The organism is Acinetobacter sp. Brlt_5, assembly GCF_051949055.1.
GTDB classification, from domain to species: Bacteria; Pseudomonadota; Gammaproteobacteria; order Pseudomonadales; family Moraxellaceae; genus Acinetobacter; species Acinetobacter indicus.
This window is the reverse complement of the sequence record NZ_JAYJLP010000008.1, coordinates 60,600-80,484: the sequence shown is the minus strand read 5'-3', so window position 1 is coordinate 80,484 and position 19,885 is coordinate 60,600. Positions and strand designations below refer to the sequence as shown.

The window sequence follows — 19,885 nt, the reverse complement described above, 5'->3', positions numbered from 1 at the left end:
CATTCATGAAAAAGATTAAATGTGCAATGATCGGTCCAGGTAACATCGGTACTGATTTGCTTTACAAATTACAACGCAGCGAATGGTTAGAGCCAGTATGGATGGTGGGTATTGATCCTACATCTGAAGGTCTGGCGCGTGCAGCGAAAATGGGTTTAAAAACCACGGCTGAAGGTGTAGATGGTCTTCTTCCTCACGTAATCGAAGATGACATCAAAATTGCATTCGATGCAACGTCTGCATACGTACACGCAGAAAACAGCCGCAAGCTCAATGAACTTGGCGTGTTAATGATTGACTTAACACCGGCTGCAATTGGTCCATTCTGCGTACCACCTGTCAACCTGGAAGCATTGCTTGCGGCTGGTGAAGTGCCAAACGTCAACATGGTAACGTGTGGCGGTCAGGCAACCATTCCAATGGTTGCTGCGGTTTCTCGCGTTCAACCGGTTGAATATGGCGAAATCATTGCAACGGTATCGACGAAATCAGTTGGTCCAGGTACGCGTAAAAACATTGATGAATTTACCCGTACCACTGCGGGTGCAATTGAGAAAGTTGGTGGTGCGAAACAAGGTAAAGCGATCATCATCATTAACCCAGCTGAGCCACCACTGATGATGCGTGACACAGTACATTGTTTAGTTGAAGGTGAGCCAGATCAAGCTGCGATCACTGAATCTGTACATGCGATGATTAAAGAAGTGCAAAAATATGTACCAGGTTACAAACTGGTAAACGGTCCTATTTTTGACGGTAACCGTGTTTCGATCTTCTTAGAAGTCGAAGGTTTAGGTGACTTCTTGCCGAAATATGCAGGTAACCTGGATATTATGACAGCGGCTGCTGCACGTACTGCAGAAATGTTTGCTGAACACGTTTTCAACACTGCTGAAGCTTAAGGAGCAACCTCATGTCTAAGATTATTGTTCATGATATGACTTTACGTGATGGTATGCACCCGCAGCGCCATCAAACCACTGTTGAGCAAATGATTGCCATTTCAACAGCATTAGATGATGCCGGCGTACCTTTAATTGAAGTGACCCACGGTGACGGTCTTGGTGGTTCATCAGTCAACTACGGTTTTGCTGCTGCTACTGACGAAGAATACCTGTCTGCTGTTGTGCCACGTATGAAGAATGCGAAAGTGTCTGCACTGCTTCTTCCTGGTATCGGTACAGTTGATCATTTGAAAATGGCGCATGAAATTGGTGTATCAACGATTCGTGTTGCAACACACTGTACAGAAGCGGACTGTTCTGAACAGCACATCACTGCTGCTCGTAAACTCGACATGGACACTGTGGGCTTCTTAATGCTGGCTCACATGGCTTCTCCTGAGCGTCTTTTAGAAGAAGCGCAGAAGATGGTGTCTTACGGTGCAAACTGTATTTATGTCACAGACTCAGCAGGTTACATGCTTCCTCAAGACGTGAAAGACCGCGTGGGTCACTTACGTCAACACCTTGACCCAAGCATCGAACTTGGTTTCCACGGTCACCACAACTTAGGTATGGGTGTATCGAATACGGTTGCTGCGGTTGAAGCCGGTGCGGTACGTGTGGACTTGGCCTCTGCAGGTCTTGGTGCGGGTGCGGGTAACACACCACTTGAATTGTTCATTGCTGTAGCGAACCGTATGGGTATGGATACAGGCGTTGACCTGTTCAAAGTACAAGACGTTGCTGAAGATCTCGTAATTCCAATGATGCACAACCCGATTCGTGCAGACCGTGATGCGGCAACTTTAGGTTATGCGGGTGTTTACTCTTCATTCCTGTTGTTCGCGAAACGTGCTGAAGCGAAATATGGCGTGTCTGCGCGTGAAATCCTGATGGAACTGGGTCGCCGTGGTACAGTCGGTGGTCAGGAAGACATGATTGAAGACTTAGCGCTTACTATGTCTAAAGCGCGTGAAATGCAAGCTTAAGTTTTAATTTTAAAACTGGCTTGAATAAAGCACTCCAAATATATTTGGGGTGCTTTTTTTATTGGTGCGATTGATTGGCTCACGACCATTTTAAAAATTAATCCGGATTTAAAATCACACAGATCAATGCATTTAAAACGCATCTTATTTTTATATAAAAAGTCTTTTAAATGATTAGTGGTGATTTATTGTAAAAGGATGGAAAAGGGGGGGAGAAAACCGATTAATTTAAATTCGGGGAAAAGCTGAATTGTTTTAAATATTAAATTTTTTATAAATAATACTGATAGTTAAAAGCTATTAGTTAAAGTGTTAATGTTAAAACCAATAAATAAAGCCTAAAAACTCGGAATAAATAAAAAATACAGTGAAAAATAATATGAATAACAGAGGTTTATATTTTTAGGGTGGAGAGTATTTAGCAGGGAAATGATTGCTGAAATATCTTAAAAAAATAAAAAAAGCGCTGTGAAATCAAAAAAATGCCCAAAACGATAAATGTTTAATACTGTGGTCGGATTTTCTATTTGATTATGCTTACGCATGATGACGGCATTGTTTTTATCTGCTGAATGGGAAAATTTACCATGCGTCGTCAAAAATTATGGATAGCAATGCTTGCTGCGACAGCAACTTTAGGAACTTCTGCTACATATGCAGATTTTATTGATGACAGCAATGTTCAACTTAAATTTAAAAATTTCTATTTAGATCGTCAGTATCAAGATAAACCAGAATTGAACTTTGGTTCATGGTCACAGGCGGTAACTTTGGATGCCAAGTCTGGTTATCATGATATTGGTGGTGGCGTGCAAATTGGAGCAGATGTACTGGTTCAACATGCAGTTAAACTCAACGGCCGTGATCAAAATCCGGATTGGGTGTTACCTCACGATGGCAAAGAATCTAAAGATCATTTTGGTAAAGTTGGTGCAACCTTAAAAGTTAAGGTATCTGAAACTGAGTTGAAGGTTGGTGATCTATTACCAATGTCACCAGTGGTATTCTTTGATCCATCTCGCCAATTACTGACTACTTATAGTGGTGCCTGGTTAGAGTCTAAGGACATTAAAGATACTAAACTGACCTTGGCATATTTAGATGGCATTAATGCACGTTATGAAAATCAATATCATGACCTGAGCTTATTTCCGCAAAACAACTTTGCGACAGCAGTCAGTACAGATGACGGCATGTACATCGTAGGGATTGATCATCAATTCACCCCAAAAGTGGGTGGTAGTTACTGGTATGCCGATGTCACCAACATCTACCAACAACACTATGCCGCTGTAAACTATAAAACGACCTTGGCTGAAAACACCAAGTTAGACACCCATGTACGTTATTTTGACAACAGCGAATCGGGTGACCAGCTGTATGGCAAGATTGACAGCCAGGCCGTGTCTGCAGGTGCAAAAATCAACCATGGTATGCACACAGTACAATTAGGCTACCAGCAAATGTTTGGAGAGCATGGTAACAAAGCGCCAATGTTCCCGACATTGGGTGGTTGGGTACCACAGCCATATTTAGACAACTGGTCGGTGGCAAGCTTTATCCGTAAAGATGAAAAATCATGGAGCTTGGGTTATACCTATAACTTTGCTGATGTGGGTGTACCAGGTTTAACCGCAACTGCACGTCATTTCCGTGGTTGGGATGTCGATAATGGTGCAGGCGAACCGCGTGGCAAAGAAAATGAAAACAACCTGATTGTGAACTATGTGGTACCAGAAGGTAAGCTAAAAGGTTTAGGTTTCAACTACATGTTTATTGATACCAACTATGACAATATCTCAGGTGGTAATGATCTAGAAGAACACCGTATCGCGACGACCTATACCTATACATTCTAATTGGTCAAGATCAAAGAGCAGCTGCACCTCCAGCTGCTCTTTTTTATGTAAAATCAGATGAAAGCCCTAATACAAATAAAGATTTAAAAATAACTAAAATGTTTAAAAACAATGGCTTAAATAATCGTTTTTTTGTAGCTTAAAATCGTAATTTTGTATCAGTTGAAAGCGCAGGAGCGGTTAATATAAGCCTATAGAAAACGCATGTTCAACGAGTCACTTGACGTCCAGACCTTCCAAGATTGAGGGAAACGCAAGCTAAAGACTGTATGAGGAGTAAGTATGAGCACTGTCCAAATCCCTGACTATACAACAGATTCATTCTTTGGCTTAGAAGATAAATGGATTGAAACCGCAGAAGGCGAACTCACCCATTACCATGAAATTGGTGAAGGTACGCCAATTCTGTTCTTGCACGGTTCAGGTACGGGTGTATCTGCAGCGGCCAACTGGTGGTTAAACCTGCCACAAATTGGTGAACAGGCACGTTGTATCGCGATTGATACCATTGGTTATGGTCAAACCGTTGTTGCACCGGGTACCCAATACGGGATCCGTGCCTGGGTTGATCACGCAATCCGTACCTTAGATGCTTTAGGTATCGAGAAAACCTGGTTGGTGGGTAACTCTTTAGGTGGCTGGTTGGCATTTCAATTGGCACTGGATTATCCAGAGCGCGTTCTGGGTATCGTGTCTATGGGTACCGGTGGTGCCAAGCAAACTGCGGCACTGAAAGCACACGCGAACCCTGTACTGACTGAAGAAGGTATCCGTAAGACACTGTCTATGTTCGTGGTAAACAAAGACCTGATTACAGATGAACTGGTGAAAGTCCGTTTTGACTCGGCTGCAAATGACTATGCCTCTGACCGTTTAATGGACGTGGTGGGTGCGCGTGACCGTGACCGTTTCGAATTCCCATTAGACTTCGAAAAAATGAAAGACATCACGGTACCTGTACTTCTGATTCATGGTACTCAAGACGTGGTGATTCCAGTATCCCGTACCTGGGACATTCTAAATGTGGTGCCAAATGCAGATGCACACATCTTCAGCCAATGTGGTCACTGGTCACAAGTTGAAAAAGCCGATGAGTTCAACACGGTTATTAAAAACTACCTGGCCGCACACGGCGTAAAATAAGCCGGTGATAAAAGCAAAAAAGGATGGTGACAGGCCATCCTTTTTTTATGGGCGGAATTTCTGGCTCAACCGGTTTAGTGCTGAATAAAGCTGGCCACCAGATTAATGCAAATCGCCAAAATGGTGGTGTTAAACATATAGGCCAGCACAATATGCAGGGTGTTCAGGATACGCATCGCGCGTGAGCTGATGCTGACATCGGCGGTTTGTGCCGACGTGCCAATCACATAACTAAAATAGAGAAAATCCGGATAGGTCGGGTAAGGGGTTTTCGGAAACTCCAGCCCACCTGCCTGATGCTGTTGCAGCGCCAGATAATAGTCATGCGCATAGTGAATCGCAAAAATGGTATGCATAAACAGCCAGGCACATAAAATAGTGGTAATCGCCAGCAGAAAATGCCCCATGCGGGCAAAGTCGGTTTGGGCAAATAAGTTGATCTCGACAATAATCGCAATAAAGCACATCACCAGGGTTAGAAACAGCAGTAACAGAATCAGCCATTTACTGGCATCCTGCTGCTGGGCGCGTTGCAGAATATGCTGATGATCACTATGCCAGAAATTCAGCAGGGTAAAGAGCAGATAGCCGGACACGGCAATATTCCAGCTGATGAGCAGGCAGGTCGACCAGGTCCACGGGCTCAAGCACTGAAAAATACCGTACAGCACCGTGGTGATCAGAAAACTGATAAAAAAATAAGGATGAGACTGCATCCCGGTTTTAATATGGCTAAACGGTGTTTTTATCATTCTTATTCCTTTGATCTGGCCCATGACAGATAAAAGCATGCCTAGCATCCTGCTTCAGGGGCAGAACATAGCGGCACTTCACTGTAGTCTAGCTTATTAGACTTAAGTTGTAGTTTGCGGCTGAAAATAAATCTGTGCGGCTAGCAGAGAAAAAGTCGTAAAAGTGCAAAAATGATAAAAAATGGTGCAAAAAAGCCTGCGACTTAAGTCTAATCTGATTAAAAAGCCAGCAAATTGGCCATAAAAAAAGCACCATTATTTAGTCTCGAAATAATGATGCTGGCAGGCAGTCAGCCAAAGCGCGGCTTAATCGCGGTTAATATCCAGATAAAACACCCGGGTCAACAGTTCCATAAACTTGTCGACCGATGGCGAGTTGCTGTTTTTACGGTAACTGACATACAGGTCCAGATAAGGCAGTTCGATATCCAGCGGACGGATGATGGTGTTGTTCATGGTCAGCGGGGCAATGTAGCCCGGCAAAATGGTACAACCCAGTCCCATACCAATCGAGTTGATATTGAACAGGATGTTGTCGGCTTTTTGCACAATATTAAATTCAATACCATTGGTCTTGGCAAAGTTTAGAATCATGTCGTGCAAATTCTGCGACTGCTCGGCGGCCGGAATAATAAAATCAATACCGTTGAGGGCTTTGACCGGAATACGTTCGTATTTGGCCAGTGGATGGTCTTTTGGCAAAATGAAAATCAGTGGTTCACGCAGCACGAACTGGCTTTCAATTTCATCACTGTTAAAGTTGTGACGGGTAAAGGTGATGTCCAGTTCACCTTTTTTAATGGCTTTCATCTGATCATTGTTGTTCATACTGAGCAATTCAATTTTCAGATCTGGGTTCTGTACGCGCAGATTCGGCAACACATACGGGAAAATCTTCATTTCCGCGACCGGTACAAAGCCAATGCGTAGCATCTGCTGTTTGGCCTGGGACACCTGACGCGCCATAGCCACGGCTTTGTCGGCCTGCGCCAGGGTCAAGCGCGCCTGTTCCAGAAACACTGCGCCTTCTTCTGTCAGTTCGACCTTACGTTTGGTCCGGTGTAACAGTTTTACGCCAACGTCTTCTTCGAGGTCTTTAATCTGTTGACTTAAAGAAGGCTGGGCTGTGTAGAGCTTCAAGGCAGCCTTACTGAAGTTCAGTTCTTCAGCCACGGTAATGAAATAGCGAAGGTGACGTAATTCCATAAACCCATTCCAAAAGATTAATTCAAAAAATGTCTAACTATCATGTCTTAAGAGTATAGTCTATAATCAACTATTAGGTGAAGATTATTCTGCCATTTAGGAAATAAATAGGCTTTCAAATTTTATTAATGCTTTAATAAAGAGAAATAAGCGATAAGTAATTGATAAAATATCTTAATTAAAACAAAAAAAATATTTCACTAAACCCCGCTAAAAAATCATTATCCATGCAAAGTTGAGTCTATTTATTTTGTGCCGTTGTGTCGGTCACAGGAGAGCTTTCAATGAGTGGAAAAATTGATGTGCGCGAAATCGACGCTTTAGTCGATGCACAAAATGGACGTATTACGCCATCTATCTATACTGATCCAGATATCTACGAGTTAGAACTTGAACGTGTATTTGGTCGTACCTGGTTATTCCTTTGCCATGAAAGCCAAATTCCTAAGGCGGGCGACTTCTTCAACACCTATATGGGTGAAGATCCGATCATTGTGGCACGTCAAAAAGATGGCTCGATCAAAGCATTCTTAAACCAATGCCGTCACCGTTCTATGCGCGTAAGCTTCGCAGACTGTGGTAATACCCGTGCGTTCACTTGCCCATACCACGGCTGGTCTTACGGTATTGACGGTTCTTTAAAAGACATCCCGCTTGAAGATCGTGCTTACCCACATGGTGCATGTAAAGAGCAATGGGGTCTGGTTGAAGTAAACCGTGTGAAATCTTACAAAGGCCTAGTATTCGGCTGCTGGGATGAAACCACACCAGATCTAGAAGAATACATGGGTGATATCGCTTGGTATCTTGATGGCGTGGTAGACCGTCGTCCAGGTGGTACTGAAATCATCGGTGGTGTACACAAGTGGGAAATCGAGTGTAACTGGAAATTTGCAGCTGAACAGTTTGCATCTGACCAATACCACGCCCTGTTCTCTCACGCATCTGCGATTCAGGTACTTGGCGCGAAACCAGACGACGAATCAACCAAGAAATTAGGTGCTGCTCAAACGGCTCGTCCAGTTTGGGAAACTGCAAAAGATGCACTGCAATACGGTTCACGTGGTCACGGTTCAGGCTTCTTCTTCACAGAGAAACCAGATGCAAACGTTTGGGTTGACGGTGAAGTGGCCAACTACTTCCGCGAAACGTATGAAGAAGTAAAAGAGCGTCTAGGTGAAGTACGTGCGCTGCGTCTTGCAGGTCACAACACCATGTTCCCGACACTGTCTTGGTTGAACGGTACTGCAACACTTCGCGTATGGCACCCACGTGGTCCAAACAAAACTGAAGTTTGGGCATTCTGTATTGCCGATGCTGAAGCGTCTCAAGAAGTGAAAGAAGCGTTTGAACGCTCTGCAACGCGTGCATTCGGTCCTGCCGGCTTCCTGGAGCAAGATGACTCTGAGAACTGGATCGAGATTCAGAAAGTTTTACGTGGTTATAAAGCACGTCAAAACAAATTGATCGTTGAGATGGGTAAAGGCAACGAGAAAGTACGTGAAGATGGTATCCCGGGCATCACCAACTACATTTTCTCTGAAACTGCAGCACGCGGTATGTACCGTCGCTGGGCAGATTTATTGATCCATGAAAAATGGGAAGACGTTGAAAAAGCGGCTGACGAATACGAGAAGGAGCTTATGAAATGAGTCAAATCAGCTTAGAACTTCATCACCAGATCAGTCAGTTCCTGTATCAAGAAGCCAAGCTTCTTGATGACTGGAAATTCCGCGAGTGGTTAGACACGCTAGCTGAAGATATTTCTTATACGCTACGTACCACACCAAACGCACAAACCCGTGACCGTCGTCGTTCGGTTGAACCACCGACGACTTGGGTGTTCAACGATACGAAAGATCTGTTGGAACGTCGTGTTGCCCGTCTTGAAACCGGTATGGCCTGGGCAGAAGAGCCTCCATCACGTACGACTCACATGGTGTCTAACGTGATTGTTGAAGCGTCTGAAGTAGAAGGCGAATACGATGTGTACGTGACTTATTTACTGTACCGTACCCAAAAAGAGAAAGACGTTACGATTTACTGTGGTAAGCGTCATGACAAGATCCGTAAAGTTGAAGGCGGCTTAGGCTTCCAGATCTTCAACCGTAAGATCACGCTTGACCAAGTTACCTATAACTCACATAACCTGAGTGTGTTCTTCTAATGAATAAGATTTTTGTTTGCCAAGTTGACGAGCTTGACGAAGGCGAAGCATTGAAAGTGGACTGCGGCGTAAACGGTATCGATGCGCTGGCAGTATTCAACAATGGCGGTGAATTCTTCGCAATGAATGATCGCTGTTCACATGGTAATGCATCGATGTCTGAAGGTTATCTGGAAGACGACGGTACAGTTGAATGTCCGCTGCACTCTGCACGTTTCTGTTTGAAAACTGGTCAAGCACTATGCTTGCCAGCAACAGATCCAATCCAGACATTCCCAGTGATTGTTGAAGATGGCGCGTTATACGTAGAGATGGCAGGAGAGTAATCATGGGTTGGCTAAAAGGCGAAGTTGCACTCATCACTGGTGGTGGTTCAGGTTTAGGCTGGGCTTTGGTTGAGCGTTTTTTGGAAGAAGGAGCACAGGTGGCCGTTCTTCAGCGTTCTCAGTCTAAAGTTGATGCTTTACAGGAACACTTTGGTGACCGAATTCTTGCAATCGCTGGTGATGTTGCCAACTATGAAGACAATGTCCGTGCTGTTCAAGCGACCGTTGAGCGTTTTGGCAAGCTTGACTGTTTTGTGGGTAATGCCGGTATCTGGGATCACTATGCCGATATCGTTAACACCTCGGGTGAGCAACTGGATAAAGCCTTTGATGAAATCATGGGCATTAATACCAAGTCGCTGATTCTGGGTGCCAAAGCAGCGCTAGACGAGCTGATCAAGTCAGAAGGTTCAATCATCTTCACTTTATCGAACTCTGCGCTGTATTCATCGGGCGGTGGTCCTGTTTATACCGCATCCAAACATGCTGGTGTAGGCATCATGAAAGAACTGGCCTATGAATTAGCGCCAAAAGTTCGTGTTAATGCCGTGGCACCGTCTGCCATGAATGTGAATATCAAAGGCGCGGCATCACTCGGTCAGGAAAATGTTGGCCTGCTCGATGCACGTGATCCTGAGAAAATTGCCCGTGGTATGCCACTGAACTTCTTGCCAGAACCAGAAGATATGACCGGTTCATATGTGCTGCTGGCTTCACGTCAAAACAACCGTCCACTGACCGGCGTGCTGATTAACGCGGAATGTGGCTTGGGCATTCGTGGTTTACGTCAACCACGTGCCGGTTTCTTTGACGAGTAATTCACGCCTTAAAACATAATGGACTAACCCGGCAGCCTTTTGGCTGCCTTCCGTTTAGGAGTCACACATGGCCGTTAAACTTATTTGTGCATCGCACAGTCCTTTAATGGAGTTTGCCACTCCGCAAGAACAACGCAAAGAACAAGCTGTTCGTCAGGCGTTTGAAAAACTGTCTGCGGAAGTCAAAGCCTACGATCCAACCCTGATCATTACCTTTGGTCCAGACCATTTCAATGGTTTCTTCTATGACCTGATGCCAAGTTTCTGTGTGGGTATTCGTGCCACTGCAGCAGGTGACTGGGACTATGGTAAAGACAACAACAAGATTGATGTGCCTGAAGAAACTGCACTCAATCTGGTTCGCCGTGTCCTCGATGAAGGCGTGGATGTGGCCTATTCGTATCGTATGCAGGCCGACCACGGTGTGACCCAGCCATTACATTTCCTGTGTGGTGGTCAACTAGATCGTTATCCAACGATTCCTATTTTCATTAATGGTGCTGCAGCACCAATGCCAACCACGAAGCGTACGATCGCTTTGGGTCGTGCTGTAGGCCAGTTTATCAAGTCTTTAAACCTTGAAAATGAGCGTGTACTGGTTCTGGGTACAGGTGGTCTGTCACACGATCCACCGACGCCACAAATGGGTTCTGTTCCACCAGAAGTGGAAGAATTCCTGATTGCCGGTCGCAACCCGACGCCGGAAGCACGTGAAGCCCGTCAGGCAAAAATTATTGCCGTGGGTCAGAAGCTGGCCGCGGGGGATACCTCGGTAGCGGTTCCGCTGAATGCGGAATGGGATATTGCCTTGCTGGAGAAATTCAAGCAGGCAGATTTCGCAGCACTGGAAGCCATGACTGAAGCGGAAATCCGTCGTGATGGCGGCCGTGGCGGTCAGGAAGTCCGTTCATGGATGGCGGCATTTGCTGCATTGCATGAGCTGGGCGAATATGACATGACCACCCACTGCTATGAAGAAATCAGCGAGTGGATTGCCGGTTTCGGTATCGTTTCTGCAGAATTAAAAGGTTAACTGAATGAGCAATGTAAACAGCATCGTGATTGTCGGTGCAGGTCAGGCCGGTGCCAGCGCAATTCTGGAATTACGTGGCAACAAATACGAAGGCAAAATCACCCTGATCGGGGATGAAACCCATTTGCCGTATGAGCGTCCGCCTTTGTCTAAAGATGTGATTCTCAAACCAGCCGAAACCAAAATCGAAATTCTGTCAGAAGAAAAACTGGCGGAACTGGGCGTTGAAACCATCCGTGGTAACGGTGTGGCCAAAATCAATGCCGAGGCAAAAACGGTTGAACTGCAAAACGGTGATGTCGTTGCTTATGACAAGTTACTGCTGGCCACCGGTGGTGCAGCGCGTCGTTTACCCAACTTCGATGCGCTGGGTAAACACGTGTACACCCTGCGTAACCTGGAAGATTCACAAGCGCTGGTGCCGGTATTACAGCCGGGCCGCCGTATCATCCTGATTGGTGGTGGTGTGATCGGTCTGGAGCTTGCATCAAGCGCACGTTTTAAAGAATGTGAAGTGACCGTGATTGAAATGGGTCCAATGGTGATGGGTCGTTCATCACCACGCATCCTGAGCGAGTTCCTGCTGCAGCAGCAACAATTGGCCGGTGTTGATGTACGCCTGTCGACCCAGATTGCAGAATGCAAGCTGGATGGCGAAGAAATTGTGGTAACACTGGAAGGCGGTGAAGAGCTGCGTGCAGATGCTGTGGTCTATGGCATCGGGATTATCCCGAATGCACAGCTGGCCGTTGAAGCCGGTCTGGATGCGGACTTTGCGGTTAAGGTCAATGAAAATTGCCAGACTTCAAATCCGGATATTTATGCAGCGGGTGACGTGGCCACGCAACTGCGTGACTGTGGTAACCACCGCCGCGTTGAAACCTGGGAAAATGCCAACCTGCAAGCCGGTATCTTCGCGCGTCACGTGATGGGCGTTGAACATCCAGCGGCAAACCCGGCCTGGTTCTGGACCGATCAGCTGGACATCAACTATCAGTTTGTTGGTGATATGGCAGCGGCTGAATGGCATGTGCGTGGCGAGATTAAACCTGAACTGCGTGCTGAATCATCATTCGTATTGTTTGGTGTCACCGATGGCGTGATCGTTGGCGGGATTACCGTGAATGCAGCCAAAGACATGCGTCACCTGAAAAAGCTGATCAGCAAACAGGCGGCTTTTGAGGCTGACAAATATCTCGATCTGAGTCAGGATCTTCGTAAGCTGGTAAAATAATCCGGCGATACGGCAGGGCAGACCTTGGGTAACTTTGGTCTGCTTTTTTATGGCTGTTTTATTTTAATGTCGAGACATGAGCACAATGTGCATGGTGATTTGTACATGACTTTGTGTCGGTAGGTCTTACTTTTTAAAGCTGATAAGAATCCTCAAAATTTATTTTTGAGTTCGCAGGGCAAAACTCTTTTCATTGTTTGGGCGTCTCTCTTCGTTCCGTGGTGACATTCAGGTCGTCATCCTCATTATTTCAAGATGGGTTTGAATAAAGATGCCTTCATTTTATGGTTTTCAAATTTAGTTGAGTTGTCTATGAGTTCAAACTCATCTCCCATGATCGTTACCGCAAGTATCTATGCCTTGCTGGTGCTGATCTGGGCCACCACGCCGCTGGCGATTGTGTGGAGTGTGGAAGAAGTCCATCCCATGTGGGTGCTGATTATCCGCTATTTCGGGGCTTCGCTGATTGCGCTGTTTTTACTGAAACTGATGCGTGATCCGTTACCGCTGGATGAAACCTCACTCAAAAGTTATGTGGCGGGCAGCCTGAACCTGATTGGTGCGCAGCTGTTTATTTATCTGGCAGCCAATTACCTGACTTCGGGTTTAATGGCGCTGATTTTTGGTTTTTCCCCGCTTATTGCCGGTTTAATTGGCCATGTGATTTTAAAAACCCAGAAACTGGTGGCCCTGCAATGGCTGGGCATGGCGGTGGCGGTGGCCGGGCTGAGTTATGTCTTTGCCGACTCGGCAGACAGCAAGATCAACCCGATTGGGATTGTGCTGATGTTAATTAGCATGGTGTCGTATATCAGCTCGATTTTCTGGGTCAAGCAGATTAATGCACCACTGAGTCCGATGTCACAGGCCACCGGTTCCTTGCTGGTCTCGGCACTGGGTTCAATGCTGATGTTGCCATTCATCTGGTCACATATGCCAACCGAATGGCCGGGCATGCAAACCATGATTGGCTTTTTGTTTACCATGATCATGTCTTCGATTGTGGCGATGCTGTGTTATTTCTGGCTGATTCGCCGTCTGGCTGCGTCCACTGTCTCTTTAAGCAATGTGATGACCCCGATTATTGCACTGGTACTCGGAGCGACCCTGAATCATGAGCATATCAGTGCACATGCGGTGGCCGGGATTGCGGTGGTGATGCTGGGCATTGTGATGTATTTCTGGAAAGACTGGCAGCGTCAGTATTTTTCTAAATGGTGACAGCACAGGAAGCCATGCGCTTCCTGCTGTTTTGGCTTTTGCTAAAAACAACAAAAACATAAAACAAAATATTCCACAATTTTGGATACTATGCATATTGCATCGGCACTTGCTGTCCTGTGTAATGAAGACTTAATAAATCACAGGATTTGCTCTACGTGCTTCAATTTTTATCGGACTGACATGAATCAAAACGCGGAACCTAAGCATTTTCAGCTACCAACCGAAACATGTTGGTCACACGCCTGGCGTCAGCCTGCTTTGCAGTTTTTACCTTCCCGGCATTATAACGGTGCCCAGTTTTTCAATCCGGTGCCGGCACCCGAAGGGCGTAGCCGCAGTGATTTGCTGAAATGGCTGTTACAGCGTAAACGCAATAGCTGGACCGCAGAAAACACACCAGAGCAGCCCGCTGAAGGCAAGCGTCCGATTCCGCAGGAACGTCCGAATGCCAGCCTGGATGACTGGCAGATCTGGTTTGTAGGGCATGCTACCGTTCTGATTCAGATTGGCCCCTATAATTTCCTGACCGATCCGGTCTGGTGTGAATATGCCGGACCGCAGCAGGGCAGAGGTCCGAAACGGATTTGCCCGGCTGGAATTGCCCTGGAAGAGTTACCGACCATTCATGCGGTGCTGTTGAGCCATAACCATTATGACCACATGGATCTGGCCACCCTGCGCTGGTTACATGCCCGTTTTGCCATGCCAATTTATACCGGACTGGGCAACAGCTGGTATTTGCCAAAAAACTTTCATGTGGTGGAAATGGACTGGTGGCAATCGGCGCTATTTAATGAATTAAAACTGGTCTATATTCCGGCGCAGCATGGTTCAGGCCGTGGTATGCGCGACCAGAACAGTGCCCTCTGGGGTGGCTTCTCGATTCTGCATGGTGAAGATCACTGCTTCTTTGCCGGAGATACCGGTTATTCCTCGCATTTTAAGGAAATCCATGCCCGTATTGGCGCACCGCGGATTGCACTATTACCGATTGGTGCCTATGAGCCACGGGACCTGATGCGCTATATGCACATGAATCCGGAAGATGCTTTTCAGGCGCATAAAGACCTGCATTCCAAATGTTCGCTGGCCATTCATTACCGTACCTTCCAGCTCACCGATGAAGGCCGTGAACAGCCGGAAGTCGATTTGCAAAATGCCATGCGTAAATCCTCAAAACTGATGAATCCGTTTTATTGCATTCGCGAAGGCAAGAAGCTGATTGTTTAAGTTTAAATCCTGCAACAAAAAACCACCCGAAGGTGGTTTTTTTATGGCTTGAATTCTCTGTGTAGAGGCTTAGAGCACGCCTGGCTGACCCAGCGCAGGGTCGGTGGCTCGAGCGGCCTGAGCATCTGCCACGGTCATCCCCAAGGCTTGGGCTACACCTTCGCCGTAGGCCGGGTCACACATAAAGCAGTTACGGATATGACGGTACTTGATAAAGTCATAGGCATCGCCCATGGCACGCGCAGTATTGTCAAACAGCGCCTGTTTCTGTTCAGGATTCATCAGGTTGAACAGGGCACGCGGCTGGCTAAAGTAATCGCTGTCATCTTGACGATAATCCCAGAAATCGGCATCGCCACGGATTTTCAGTGGTGGTTCACGGTACTGTGGCTGTTCCTGCCATTGCTGGAAGCTGTTTGGCTCATAGTGTGGCAAGCCGCCATAGTTGCCATCCATACGGCCCTGACCATCACGGCGGTTAGAGTGGACCGGACAACGGGCTGCGTTTACCGGAATCTGGGAATGGTTTACCCCCACGCGATAACGTGCGGCATCGGCATAGTTAATTAAACGCGCTTGCAGCATACGGTCTGGTGAATAGCTGATCCCCGGCACCAGAGTACTTGGTGCAAAAGCGGCCTGTTCCACATCCTGGAAATAGTTTTCTGGGTTACGGTTCAGTTCAAACTCACCGACTTCAATTAATGGATAATCACCTTTTGGCCAGACTTTGGTCAGGTCAAACGGATGATAAGGCACGGTTTCCGCTTCGGTTTCCGGCATGATCTGCACGAATAGGGTCCATTTCGGGAAATCGCCACGTTCAATTGCATTAAACAGGTCATTTTGGCTGCTTTCACGGTCCTGGCCAATCAGTGCTGCGGCTTCGGCATCGGTCAGGTTTTTAATGCCCTGCTGGGTACGGAAATGGAATTTGACCCAGAAACGTTCATTGTTGGCATTAATGAAGCTGTAGGTGTGGCTGCCAAAACCATGCATATGACGATAACCATCTGGAATACCGCGGTCTGACATGACAATGGTCACCTGATGCAGCGCTTCTGGTAACAGGGTCCAGAAATCCCAGTTGTTGTTGGCGGAACGGACGTTGGTTTTCGGGTCACGTTTTACCGCTTTGTTCAGGTCCGGGAACTGGCGCGGGTCACGGAAGAAGAACACCGGTGTGTTGTTACCGACTAAATCCCAGTTGCCTTCTTCGGTATAGAATTTTAGTGCAAAACCGCGAATATCACGTTCGGCATCGGCTGCACCGCGCTCACCGGCCACTGTCGAGAAGCGGGCAAACATTTCGGTTTTCTTGCCGACTTCAGAGAAAATTTTGGCGCGGGTATATTGGGTAATGTCGTGAGTCACGGTAAAGGTTCCGAATGCACCTGAACCTTTGGCGTGCATACGACGCTCAGGAATCACTTCACGAACAAAGTTCGCCAGTTTTTCATTGAGCCATAAATCCTGGGTAAGCAATGGACCACGGGCACCGGCGGTCATACTGTTCTGGTTATCGACCACCGGAGCACCGGCATCGGTGGTGAGGTGGGTGACCGGACATTTTTTAAAGTCTTGGCTCATTATCGTTCTCCGTTATTGTATTCATGTGCTGACGTTGGACACGGGCTGGATTCTCCAGGCAGGTGACATCCCATGAAATTAACCGTTATCAAAGTCATTAAAAAACCAACCCAGCCCATCATGGACATCTGCCTTGCAACGACTGACTGGGCAGGATGGCGATGGATAAAAACATAAAAATGTAGCTTGGTTCTCATTTAATGTAGACCGAGTACCGCAGTTTTTCAAATGGATAAAACGATTAGTGGTCAAAGGAATAATCGATAGCTTAAAGTTTTGATTTCTGAGTGTTTTGGTCGGATTTTGTTGAGATGAGCCGGGCTAAAAACGGCTGGATGGCCAGTTCAATATCGGCCTGCAGTTGCTGCCAGTCCTGAAATGTGGGCTGGATTAACAGGGTTTGTGAAATAAAGCCATAACTGATGCGATGCAGGTTTTCGGCACAGCGTAAGCGTTCGTGGGTTTCAGGTATATAGCGGCTTAAAATCTGCTGCCAGCTGTCCAGCATCAGCTGATAATGCTTTTGATAGGCCTGTTCGCTCGACAGGCTGCGTTCAAGTAAAAACACACTGGCCCACAGCCGCTGTTCGCTGCGGATACGGTCGAGCTGAAAGCACAGCAGGGCCTGTATATCGCTGCAAATATCACCAGTTGTGGATAACTGTGGCGGTGGCTGGGTATAACTGCGTAGCGCCTCGACATGCTGGATAATCTGCTGGTGGATTACCCAGGCCAGCAAATCTTCTTTCTGGGCAAAGTATTCATAAAAGGTGCCCAGACCGACCCCGGCCAGTTCGGTAATCTCGCGGATGGTCAGCTGTGCGGGTGACTGCTGCTGCAAAAGCCGAACAACACTGTCCAGCAGGGCCTGCTGGGTCTGTTTGGCCCGGGACTGGCGAGGCTTACGCCGCAGCTGTACAGAGGGGGAGGTCATGACTGAAAACCGAACATGCTGTGGGTGAATATTCTTTATACTGAAAGCCTATCATCATAATCAATCAGGAACGATGAACGATGCAGGCATGGATGACCCATTCTATTCAGAATCAGTTTGATGAACGTCAGGATTATAACCTGTTTGCGAGTGACCGCGTGTTGCAGGAAATCTTGCAGCGCTATGGCAGTCAGGATCAGGCACGTCTTGGCGCACTCGGTCAGCAGGCCGGATCGGCAGAGGCTTATCATTCTGCCCATTTAGCCAATAGCCATACCCCGCAGTTACAGGCCTTTGATGCTCGCGGCCGCCGTCAGGATGTGATCGAGTTCCATCCAGCCTGGCATTACTGGATGGCGCTGAACCGGGAATTTCAGACCCATGCCCATCCCTTTATTGAACCTCAGTCCGCATCTGGCTGGCTCGATTGGGCAGCGCGCTTTTATCTGAGTGGTCAGGTCGAATGTGGCAACCTGTGTCCTGCCTCCATGACCCTGGGCAGTATTCCGCTTATTCAGCGTGAACCTGAACTGTGGCAACAGCTCGGCGATAAACTGCTGTCGAATGAATATGATGCGCGGGATATTCCAATGGCGCAGAAAACATCAATCTGGCTGGGCATGGGCATGACTGAAAAGCAGGGCGGCTCCGATGTACGCGCCAATGAAACCATCGCCACTCCGGTGGGGGCAGCGGGTCGTGGCCAGCCCTATCTGCTGACCGGGCATAAATGGTTTTTCTCGGCGCCGATGTGCGATGCGCATTTGGTGGTGGCTAAAACCAAACAGGATGGCTTGGCCTGCTTCTTTGTCCCGCGCTGGCTGGAAGATGGTCGCAAGAACACGATTCATATCCAGCGTCTAAAAGACAAGGTCGGTAATCGCAGCAATTCCAGCTCGGAAGTCGAGTTTCATGAGGCCTGGGGCATCATGATTGGCGAAGCTGGCCGTGGTATTCCCACCATTATTGAAATGGCCAATTATACCCGCCTGACCTGTGTGGTCGGCAGCAGTGCCATGTTGCGCCAGGCGCTGGTGCAATGTATTGCCTATACCCGGCAACGCAAAGCCTTTGGCAAGCCGCTGGCTGAACAGCCGCTGATGCAGGCGGTGCTGGCTGATCTGGCACTGGAAACCGAAGCCGCGGTGCAGCTGGGCTTTTATCTGGCGCAGTGCTATCAGTTGGATACGCCGCTGGCGCAGGCCTGGAAGCGGATTATGACCCCGGCTGCCAAGTTCTGGGTGTGTAAGCGTACTGTCGAGCTGAGCGGCGAAATGATGGAGGTCTTTGGCGGCAATGGCTATGTCGACACTGGCATCATGGCGCGTATTTTTAAAGAAGCTCCGGTGAATAGTATCTGGGAAGGGTCGGGCAATGTCATGTGTCTGGATGTGCTACGCGCGATACAGCGTGATCCGGCCTCCATGCAGGTCCTGTTGCAGTCGCTGGCCGACGGTGTGCAACAGCAGCCGCTGTTACAGCAGGAATTACAGGCGCTGATGCAGCTGTTCCAGCAGACAGACCCACAAGCCTTGCAGTTTATGGCACGTACGCTGGTAAGCCGTTTGGTGCTGCTGGCACAGGCGGTCATCTTAAACCAGCATGCACCTGATTTTGTGGCACAGGCCTTTATCCAGAGCCGTTATCAGACCCTGCATGGTCAGGTGGTGGGCATGTTAGACCCGGCCCAGGTCGATGTTGCCCGGCTGTTAGAACGTGCGCTGGCGGTTTAAACATCACGCGTGATAGAGCGTATCCTGATAGAAAAATTCCCCGCTTGACTTCAGCCAAGCGGGGAAATCGGACTGGATGCATGGCGGTCTGCAGTTGCGCAGCCGTGTGATCCCGGCATCAGTCTCACGCTAACGATCAAACGAGTTTGGCTTAATGCGCCGGTTCGTCTGCTTTAACCCCTTTCTGGTACAGGGTGTAGATATAAACCGGAATATTCAGGTCTTCTAAATGCTTGTAAATTAGCGGGCGGACTTCTTCCCAATCCAGACCGCCGACACCGGTAGCCAGACGTGGCAGCGCCAAACTTTCAATATTCTCGGCTTCAACCAGCTGTTTCAGGTTTTTCAGGGTGCGGTTGACGTATTCTGTCGATGCTTTACCCGGCTTAGAACCGTTGTCATAGGCTGCTTCCTGAGTCATCAGGTTAATGATGCGCTGACCTTCGGCATTGACCCAGGTCCACTGCTCACCCGCTTTAGGATGGTAAATATGGCAATAGTTCCGGAAGTCTTTATACAGCGCTGGCCAGTGTTCGCGCAGACTTAAAGCCAGTCCGGTGGCAAAGTTATCATTTGGGGCAACACCGTGGGCAATGGCACGAGCCTGGCTTAATAAAATATCTCCAGAAACTTCATAAATCATGCTGTGAACTCCTGTTTTGGAAGAGGCTGTTTGAATTGATCTTCTAGCTTCATCTTAGCC

Annotated in this window: 18 protein-coding genes; 13 read left to right on the top strand and 5 right to left on the bottom strand. The window is 47.6% G+C overall.

Annotated elements, in window-relative coordinates; genetic code table 11:
* The first annotated feature begins 5 nt into the window (after positions 1-5).
* From VF685_RS07170 to VF685_RS07155, 4 genes are all read left to right on the top strand, one after another.
* On the top strand, positions 6-902 hold the full coding sequence (locus tag VF685_RS07170) for an acetaldehyde dehydrogenase (acetylating) (protein WP_005181969.1): 897 nt from the start codon (positions 6-8) through the stop codon (positions 900-902).
* Positions 903-913: 11 nt separating this feature from the next.
* Complete coding sequence (dmpG, locus tag VF685_RS07165) at positions 914-1,933, top strand: 4-hydroxy-2-oxovalerate aldolase (protein ID WP_005181971.1); 1,020 nt, start codon at positions 914-916, stop codon at positions 1,931-1,933.
* 587 nt (positions 1,934-2,520) lie between these two features.
* On the top strand, positions 2,521-3,792 hold the full coding sequence (locus tag VF685_RS07160; RefSeq protein ID WP_163169933.1) for an OprD family outer membrane porin: 1,272 nt from the start codon (positions 2,521-2,523) through the stop codon (positions 3,790-3,792).
* A gap of 282 nt (positions 3,793-4,074) precedes the next feature.
* The gene (locus tag VF685_RS07155; RefSeq protein WP_005181976.1) at positions 4,075-4,935 is read left to right on the top strand and encodes an alpha/beta fold hydrolase; all 861 of its coding nucleotides are present in this window, start codon (positions 4,075-4,077) and stop codon (positions 4,933-4,935) included.
* A 74-nt stretch (positions 4,936-5,009) separates the two neighbouring features.
* On the opposite strand, the gene VF685_RS07150 is transcribed toward VF685_RS07155, so the two are convergent.
* Positions 5,010-5,687, bottom strand: a complete 678-nt coding sequence (locus VF685_RS07150) for a DUF1345 domain-containing protein (RefSeq protein ID WP_160241647.1) — start codon at positions 5,685-5,687, stop codon at positions 5,010-5,012.
* A gap of 306 nt (positions 5,688-5,993) precedes the next feature.
* Positions 5,994-6,893: a DNA-binding transcriptional regulator HcaR gene (hcaR, locus tag VF685_RS07145; protein ID WP_005181980.1), complete on the bottom strand. Its 900-nt coding sequence runs from the start codon at positions 6,891-6,893 to the stop codon at positions 5,994-5,996.
* Between the two features lie 284 nt (positions 6,894-7,177).
* Here hcaR and hcaE point away from each other — a divergent pair, with 284 nt between their 5' ends.
* The 8 genes from hcaE (at position 7,178) to VF685_RS07105 (ending at position 14,925) form a co-directional block, all read left to right on the top strand.
* Positions 7,178-8,545: a 3-phenylpropionate/cinnamic acid dioxygenase subunit alpha gene (gene hcaE / locus VF685_RS07140; protein ID WP_005181982.1), complete on the top strand. Its 1,368-nt coding sequence runs from the start codon at positions 7,178-7,180 to the stop codon at positions 8,543-8,545.
* Complete coding sequence (gene hcaF / locus VF685_RS07135; protein WP_005181997.1) at positions 8,542-9,060, top strand: 3-phenylpropionate/cinnamic acid dioxygenase subunit beta; 519 nt, start codon at positions 8,542-8,544, stop codon at positions 9,058-9,060. Before hcaE ends, hcaF begins: the two co-directional genes overlap by 4 nt.
* Positions 9,060-9,386, top strand: coding sequence for a 3-phenylpropionate/cinnamic acid dioxygenase ferredoxin subunit (gene hcaC / locus VF685_RS07130; RefSeq protein ID WP_005181999.1), 327 nt, complete (start codon positions 9,060-9,062; stop codon positions 9,384-9,386). Before hcaF ends, hcaC begins: the two co-directional genes overlap by 1 nt.
* A gap of 2 nt (positions 9,387-9,388) precedes the next feature.
* A complete protein-coding gene (hcaB, locus tag VF685_RS07125) occupies positions 9,389-10,204 on the top strand; it encodes a 3-phenylpropionate-dihydrodiol/cinnamic acid-dihydrodiol dehydrogenase (protein ID WP_005182001.1) in 816 nt (271 codons plus the stop codon).
* A gap of 67 nt (positions 10,205-10,271) precedes the next feature.
* Positions 10,272-11,237, top strand: a complete 966-nt coding sequence (locus tag VF685_RS07120; protein ID WP_163169934.1) for a 3-carboxyethylcatechol 2,3-dioxygenase — start codon at positions 10,272-10,274, stop codon at positions 11,235-11,237.
* A 4-nt stretch (positions 11,238-11,241) separates the two neighbouring features.
* Entirely contained in the window at positions 11,242-12,471 is a 1,230-nt protein-coding gene (gene hcaD / locus VF685_RS07115; RefSeq protein ID WP_104484194.1) for a 3-phenylpropionate/cinnamic acid dioxygenase ferredoxin--NAD(+) reductase subunit, read from the top strand.
* Positions 12,472-12,783: 312 nt separating this feature from the next.
* Positions 12,784-13,692, top strand: coding sequence for a DMT family transporter (locus tag VF685_RS07110; protein ID WP_016659599.1), 909 nt, complete (start codon positions 12,784-12,786; stop codon positions 13,690-13,692).
* A 183-nt stretch (positions 13,693-13,875) separates the two neighbouring features.
* Entirely contained in the window at positions 13,876-14,925 is a 1,050-nt protein-coding gene (locus VF685_RS07105; protein WP_005182011.1) for an MBL fold metallo-hydrolase, read from the top strand.
* Positions 14,926-14,994: 69 nt separating this feature from the next.
* On the opposite strand, the gene VF685_RS07100 is transcribed toward VF685_RS07105, so the two are convergent.
* Both VF685_RS07100 and VF685_RS07095 read right to left on the bottom strand, forming a co-directional pair.
* Positions 14,995-16,515, bottom strand: coding sequence for a catalase (locus tag VF685_RS07100; protein ID WP_005182013.1), 1,521 nt, complete (start codon positions 16,513-16,515; stop codon positions 14,995-14,997).
* Between the two features lie 268 nt (positions 16,516-16,783).
* Positions 16,784-17,449: a TetR/AcrR family transcriptional regulator gene (locus tag VF685_RS07095; RefSeq protein ID WP_152342189.1), complete on the bottom strand. Its 666-nt coding sequence runs from the start codon at positions 17,447-17,449 to the stop codon at positions 16,784-16,786.
* A gap of 80 nt (positions 17,450-17,529) precedes the next feature.
* Between VF685_RS07095 and VF685_RS07090 the strand changes: the two genes are divergently transcribed.
* Positions 17,530-19,182 (top strand): acyl-CoA dehydrogenase family protein, encoded by a 1,653-nt coding sequence (locus VF685_RS07090; RefSeq protein ID WP_152342190.1) that lies wholly within the window; start codon positions 17,530-17,532, stop codon positions 19,180-19,182.
* 151 nt (positions 19,183-19,333) lie between these two features.
* On the opposite strand, the gene VF685_RS07085 is transcribed toward VF685_RS07090, so the two are convergent.
* Positions 19,334-19,825: a macro domain-containing protein gene (locus VF685_RS07085; RefSeq protein WP_016659595.1), complete on the bottom strand. Its 492-nt coding sequence runs from the start codon at positions 19,823-19,825 to the stop codon at positions 19,334-19,336.
* Between the last annotated feature and the right edge of the window lie 60 nt (positions 19,826-19,885).